The organism is Sphaerimonospora thailandensis (assembly GCF_016863115.1).
Taxonomy (GTDB): Bacteria; Actinomycetota; Actinomycetes; order Streptosporangiales; family Streptosporangiaceae; genus Sphaerimonospora; species Sphaerimonospora cavernae.
This window is the reverse complement of sequence record NZ_BOOG01000069.1, coordinates 24,031-31,359: the sequence shown is the minus strand read 5'-3', so window position 1 is coordinate 31,359 and position 7,329 is coordinate 24,031. Positions and strand designations below refer to the sequence as shown.

Genomic DNA, 7,329 nt, shown 5'->3' with positions numbered 1-7,329 from the left:
GGCAACGGCGATGCCCCCGTAGAGGTGGCGATCGCTTACAGCGAGTCGGGTACCCCCAAGGCCGACGACCTGCGCCGCCTGTGGAAGCTGCGGCACAACAACCGGCCCTCCCCGGTTCTGCTCGTTGTCTTGTACGGCACCGCCGGAGCCACGAAGGCGGCGGCATGCGGGATCCTCGACGACCCGATCGTCGATCTGGACGTGGACCGGCTCGGCCGGGTCTGCGTCTCCGCTCTGGCCGAGCCGAACAGGCACGAGGCCCAGCGCACGCTCATACACCTGCTCACCGCGCTGCGCGACGAGCCCACTCCCGGCCTGCTCAACAAGGGCTTGTTCGCGACCCACGAGCTCCGCAATGGCGTCCCGCGCCGACGCGACTGGGCCGAGGCGGGTGCGGCGGCTAAGCCGTTGCTGGGACTGCGCGGTCTCGCGCTGATCCAGGCGCTCGGGTACGGCACAGCCCAGCGCGGCTCGGCGGCAATGCTTCTGACGCATCAGGGCACCTCTCGGTCAATCGCGGTGCTGCTGGAGGATGGGGAGGCCTTCGACCGGCCGTCGCCTCGATTCGGCGCGGTCTCCCCGGTCTCGCATGCAATCTCGGTGGCCGCACGAGAGAGCCTGCCCTGGGTGATCGTGCTGCGCGGCAGCCAGATCCGCTTGCACCCGGTCAATCCCACGATCGGAGTCGGGCGCAAGAGCCAGGGCGAGACATTCACTGAACTGGACTTGGCGCTGCTGTCGGAGGACGACGCCGCCTACCTCCACCTGCTGTTCTCGCCCAAGGCCCTCGCCCCCGAGGGCATCGTCACCGAGATCCTGATCTCCTCGACGAACTTCGCCGCCGAGCTCGGCGGCCGACTTCGTGAACGGGGCTACCGCGACGTGGTCCCCGGCCTAGCCGTGGCGGTGGCCAGGGAGATGAGAGCGACCAGCGAGGCCGACCTGCAGGAGGCCTACCACCGCACCCTGATGATCCTGTTCCGGCTCCTGTTCGTGGCCTACGCAGAGGACCGCGCACTGCTGCCGTACGGGCGCAACCCCCGCTACGACCGGCATGCGATCAAGACGCTGGCCAAGGAGTTCGCCGCCGATCCGGGCCAGGTGTTCGACGAGTTCGCTACGTCCCTGTGGGACGACATGCAGGCGGTATGGAAGGCGGTCGACGGCGGCCACACCGGGTGGGGCATTCCGGCCTACAACGGCGGCCTGTTCTCCCACAATCCGCAGACCAGCCCTTCGGGAGCCGCCCTGGCAGGCATGCGGCTCACCGACGCGGAGTTCGGGCCCGCGCTGCGCGCCCTGCTGGTCGACACCGGCCCCGACGGCACCCAGGGCCCTGTGGACTTCCGGTCGCTGACCGTCCGCGAGTTCGGCACCCTGTATGAGGGCCTACTGGAATCGTCGCTGTCGATCGCGCCCGCTCCGCTGACCGTGGACAAGGAGGGGGCGTTCGTCCCGGCCAAGGATGGCGACCCGATCGAGGTCCCAGCCGGGGCCATCTACTTCCACAACCGGTCCGGCAAGCGCAAGTCGACCGGGTCGTACTTCACCAAGTCATTCGCGGTCGAGCACCTGCTCGACACCGCGCTGGAGCCAGCACTCGACGAGCACCTGGACCGAGTCCGCGCTCTGCTGCAGGCCGGGGACGACGCCGCGGCGGCCGATCTGTTCTTCGACTTCCGCGTCGCCGACCTGGCGATGGGTTCGGCTCACTTCCTGGTCGCGGCGATCGACCGGATCGAGGCCAAGTTCACCGCATTCCTCGACGAGAGCCCCATCGCGGTCATCAGCGATGAACTCGGCCGGCTGTCGCAGGCCGCTCAGGAGGCCCTGGGCGCGCATGCTGCCGAAGTAGAGATCGAGACGTCCTCGCTGTTGCGCCGCCAAATTGCACGTCGCTGCATCTACGGTCTGGACCTCAACCTCATGGCGGTCGAGTTGGCTCGCCTGGCCATCTGGATCCACACCTTCGTGCCGGGCCTGCCGATGTCGTCTCTCGACCACGGGCTGATCGTCGGCAACAGCCTCACCGGGATCGGCACGATCGACGAGGTCGTGGGAGTCCTCGACCCGGACACGGCCGGCACTGGCAACCCGAGTCTGTTCGAGGAGTCCATCCGCGCCACGCTCGAGACCGCGCGGGAAAAGCTTGCACGGGTGGCGCGCACCTCGGAGGCCACCAAGCAGGAGGTGCAGGAGGCGGCCCGCGCTTATGCCGAGGCCATGGAGGACGCAGCGGAAGCGCGTGCCCTGTTCGATGCCGCTGTGGCGATCCGCCTGGGCGTGGTGCCGCCGATGTTCACCCCTGAACAGGCTATTGCCGCAGGTCATACCAAACGCGTGCGTGACCGGCTGGCTGAGCTGGGGGTGGCGCACTTCCCGCTGCGCTTTCCCGAGGTGTTCATGCGGGAGCGTCCCGGCTTCGATGTGCTTCTTGGCAACCCGCCGTGGGAGAAGGTGAAGGTCGAAGAGCACCAGTGGTGGGCTCTACGGTTCCCCGGGCTGCGGTCGAAGTCGATGCCGCAGAAGGAAAAGGATGCCGCCATCGCCAAGCACAAGGCTGAGCGGCTCGACCTCCTAGCAGAGTACGAGGCCGAAATCGATTCCGTGCAAGCACTCAAGGACGTGCTGGCGAAAGGGCCGTTCCCAGGCCTGCGGTCGGCCACAGATACCGAACTGTCACTGGCCTTCACGTGGCGGTTCTGGAATCTCCTCCGCGAGGGCGGGCGTGTCAGCGTCGTGTTACCCCGAACCATCCTCAACGGCAGCGCAGGCACAAAGCTTCGCCAGATCATCTTGATGGAAGGCGCATTCGCCAACGTTACCATGCTGGTGAATAATCGGAAATGGGTCTTCGAGGAGGTCCACGCGCAGTACACAATCGGCCTGACGACGCTGATCAAAGGAGTTGAACATGCGGGTCGCCTAGAACTGCGAGGCCCTTTCTGTTCTCAGGCAGAGTTCCACGAAAGTGCCGGTGTGAGCGGACAAACCATCGACGTTGACGAGTTTGTTTCCTGGTCCGAGAATGCCGCGTTCCCTCTCCTGCCCGGTAAACGCAGTCTCGACATCTTCCTCGCGCTACGCGCCCACCCTCGGCTCGACACTCCGGGCGAGTCGCACTTCGTCCCCACGCGCGAACTGCACGGCACTCAAGACAAGGGCTTGTTCGACTTCGACCTAGCCAAGTCGACAGGTGATATGCCCGTACTCACTGGCGGTTCCTTCAATTTATGGGACCCATACTTCGGTGCACCGTACGCCTATGCGGAATCTTCCAAACTCATCCCTTGGCTACAAGCACGCCGACGACGCCAGATCAAGCTCTCACGCAGCGCGTTCTTCGATATGCCAGCCGGGTGGGCACAGGAGAAGGAGACGCTACCTTGCCTGCATCCCCGGATTTCCTTCCGTGAGGTTTCGAATAGAACAAACTCGCGGACAGTTGTGTGCGCCTTGGTTCCCGGAAGAAGCATACTAATTCACAAGGCACCCTACCTCTTCCGGCGTAATGGAACCGCCCAGGATGAGGCGTATCTGTTAGGAGTGCTATCGAGCATAGTGCTTGACTGGTACGCACGGCGCTACGTTGAACTTAGCGTCGCTTATGGGCTCTTGAGCTCCTTCCCCGTTCCCCGGCCCTCAAGCGAGCATCCGCTACGGGAGCGAGTGATCAAAATCTCCGGGCGGCTGGCGGCGGTTGACGAGCGGTACTCGGAGTGGGCGGCCGAGGTCGGTGTGCCGGTCGGCTCGGTGCACACCGCCGAGGAGAAAGCCGACCTGATCGCAGAGTTGGACGCGGTCGTTGCCCTGCTGTACGGGTTGGACCGGGACCAGGTGACGCACATCTTCGAGACCTTCCATCGGGGTTGGGACTACACCGAGCGACTGGCCGTAGTTCTGCGCCACTACGACGCGTGGAAGGACAAGGCGGCGTGACGCTCTCCAACCCGGACTTCCGGCCGACGTTCGCCACCAACCATCCTGAACGTGGGCTGTCGGTCGCCGATGAGATCAACATGCTACTGGAGGGGATGCGGACAAAGCTGGCCGAGCCGCCGTCGGTTGCGATCGCCTCGGCGTACTTCAACCCCGGTGGGTTCGTCCTGCTGGCCGATGAGCTGGAACAGACCGGGCCGGTACGGCTGCTGCTGGGCGCCGACCCAGACCAGGACCGCCCCAGGATCCGCCCGCTGGACACCGGGCTGGGCCGACGCGGCGAGCGCGAGCAGGTCAAGCGAGCGCTGGAGGGCCACCTGCGCCACCTGGAACAAGACCGCGATCTGCTGGGGTTCACCTTCGAGGCCGACACTGCCGCCCGCCGCCTGGTCACCTGGCTGCGCTCAGGCCACGTCGAGGTGCGGCGCTATGAGGCCGGGTTCCTGCACGGCAAGGCGTTCATCGTGGACGGCGGCATCCCCGGTGTGATCGCCGGGTCCAGCAACTTCACCTATGCGGGGCTGGCCCGGAATAAGGAGCTCAACCTCGGTCAGTACCAACCGGAGACCGTGCGTGCCGTACGGGACTGGTTCGAGGAGATGTGGCAGACCGCCAAGCCGTTCGACCTGGCCGCGCTGTATGAGTCGCGGTGGCAGCCGCACCTGCCGTGGGAGGTCTTCCTGCGGATGCTGTACGAGCTGTACGGCGCGGAGATCGAACAGGAGCAGGCGGCCCGCGGCCGGTCCCGGCTGAACCTGACCGCGTTCCAGTCCGACGGCGTGTGGCGGGCCCAGCGGATCATCGACCGGCTCAACGGCGTGATCGTCGCCGACGAGGTCGGCCTGGGCAAGACCTTCATCGCGGGCGAGATCCTGCATGAGGCCGTGATCACCAACCGGCAGAAGGCGCTCATCATCGCACCCGCGACGCTGCGCGACTCCACCTGGGACCCATTCCTGCGCGAGAAGAACCTGCGCGCCGACGTGGTCTCCTATGAGGAACTGATCACCGGACTGCCCAACGCCGGGCAATCGCACTCGGCGCTGCAGGACCCCGACGAGTACGCCCTGGTCGTGGTGGACGAGGCGCACGCGCTGCGCAACGCCTCCACCAAACGCGCCGACGCGCTGCGCACGCTGCTGACCGGCAGCACCCCCAAACGGCTGGTGCTGCTGACCGCGACCCCGGTCAACAACAGCCTGTACGACCTGTACAACCTGATCTCCTACTTCGTCACCAACGACGCGGCGTTCGCCAGTTCGGGGGTGGCATCACTGAAGAAGTACTTCGACCGGGCGATGGCGGTGAACCCCGACGACCTGTCGCCGGAGCACCTGTTCGACGTGCTGGACAAGGTCGCGGTACGCCGTACCCGCCGGTTCGTCCGCAACCACTACGTCGGCGACCGCGTCACCATCAACGGCGTGGAACGGGAGATCACCTTCCCCACGCCCCGCGTGCGGCGGGTGGACTACAACCTGGACGAAGCCCTGCCCGGGATGTTCGACCGGCTGGCCACTGCGCTCGGCGCCCACGTCGACCACCTCGACGACTCTGCGGATGCGGTCATCCTCGACGCCCCCGGCGAGGTTCTCACCCTCGCCCGCTACGTGCCCTCCCGGTTCCGCCGCAGCGGCCGCGAGGAGCAGTACGAGCAGCAGAACGCCGGCCTGCTGCGCTCGGCGCTGCTCAAGCGGTTCGAATCCTCTGCCTACGCCTTCCAACGGACGCTGGAGAAGATGATCACCGGTCATCAGGCGTTCCTCTCCGCCTTGGACCAGGGGGTCGTGCTCACCGGGGACGCGCTGCGCGAGTGGTCATCCTCTGACAGCGACGACATCGACGACTTCCTCGCCTCCCTTGATCTGGAGGACAGCGACTCGGTCAAGAACGCCGCCGACTTCAATGTGCCCGCGCTACGTGGCGCGGTCGAGGCGGACCTGACCCTGCTGGAGTCTTTCCATAAGGAAGTTCAAGACCACCAGGCCGGACCAGACCCCAAGGTCGACGCCCTTGTCGAAGAACTCGCCCAGATAGCCGCCGAGGCGACAGCCGAGGGCATCACCGAGCAGCAGGCCCGCGACAAGCGCAAGGTGCTTGTCTTCTCCTACTACTCCGACACAGTTGATCACGTACACGGCCGTCTGCTGACGGCGATCGAATCCGACCCCCGGCTCGCCAGCTACCGCGGCCGCGTGGTTACCGCCGCCGGCCCCGACCGGTCCGGGCGCTCGCAGGTCATCGCCGGATTCGCCCCCCGTACCGCAGGCGGCGGAACCGAGGCGGACCTGTACGACTTGATCATCGCCACCGACGTGCTGGCCGAGGGCGTCAACCTGCAGCAGGCCCGCCACATCGTCAACTACGACCTGCCGTGGAACCCGATGCGGCTGGTCCAGCGACACGGCCGCATCGACCGGATCGGCTCCGACCACCGCGAGGTGTTCCTGCGCTGCTTCTTCCCTGACCAGCAACTCGAACGCTTTCTGGGACTGGAGGAGCGCCTGCAGCGCAAACTCAAGCAGGCCTCCGCCGCCACCGGTGTGGGCGAGGTCCTCCCCGGATTCAGCGGCCGTGATGTGAACCTGACTGAAGCTCGCGAGGAGATCGAACGGCTCCGCCGCGAGGAGGCCACTCTCTTCGAAACCGGCGGTGCTTCGGCCCTGTCCGGCGAGGAATACCGGCGGCGTCTGCAGAAAGAGTTCTCCAACAACCCGCAGCTCCGCGATGCCGTACTGCGCCTGCCCTGGGGTAGCGGAACGGGGTTCACCCGGGCGGGCCGCGCCCAGCCCGGCCTGGTGTTCTGCGCTCGCATCGGCGACCACCCCCGGCCCTGGTTCCGCTACGTCCCGCTCACAGAAGAACTGGCAGTCACACACGACGAGGAGGGACGTGCCGTCGTCATCGACGACACGCTGGCCTGCCTGGCGGCTGCCGATCCCGGTGACCCGGCGACCCCGGCGGAGCTGAGCGACGTGATGTACAAGGCGGCGTTCGCCGCTTGGGCGCATGCCAAGCAGCACATCTACGAGACGTGGACCTACAACACCGACCCAGCCCATCTGCAGCCGTCCATCCCCAAGGTGATGCGCGACGCCGCCGAGTTGGTACGCCAGCACGGCGCCCACCTGGGGGAACGGCAAGATGAACTCGTCGACCGCCTCCAGGCGCCCTACAGCCCCCGGATCCTGCGCGCCGTACGCCAAGGCCTGACCGAGTCCGGTACGCCCAGACAACGAGTGGACCACGTCGCAGACCTCGCCGACCGACTCGGCCTAGTCCGCCAGCCCGCCCCCGTTCCCCTGCCACCGATCACCGAAGACGACGTCCGCCTGGTCTGCTGGATCGCCGTCGCCTAAGGCCGCAGAAACACGTTGCCCAGAAGAAACG

At 66.4% G+C, this 7,329-nt stretch carries 2 protein-coding genes; both read left to right on the top strand.

Annotation, left to right across the window (positions count from 1 at the left end; genetic code table 11):
• Positions 1–24: 24 nt before the first annotated feature.
• The gene (locus Mth01_RS26450; RefSeq protein WP_204018675.1) at positions 25–3,939 is read left to right on the top strand and encodes an Eco57I restriction-modification methylase domain-containing protein; all 3,915 of its coding nucleotides are present in this window, start codon (positions 25–27) and stop codon (positions 3,937–3,939) included.
• Positions 3,936–7,298: an SNF2-related protein gene (locus tag Mth01_RS26445; protein WP_204018674.1), complete on the top strand. Its 3,363-nt coding sequence runs from the start codon at positions 3,936–3,938 to the stop codon at positions 7,296–7,298. Before Mth01_RS26450 ends, Mth01_RS26445 begins: the two co-directional genes overlap by 4 nt.
• The last annotated feature ends 31 nt before the right edge of the window (positions 7,299–7,329 follow it).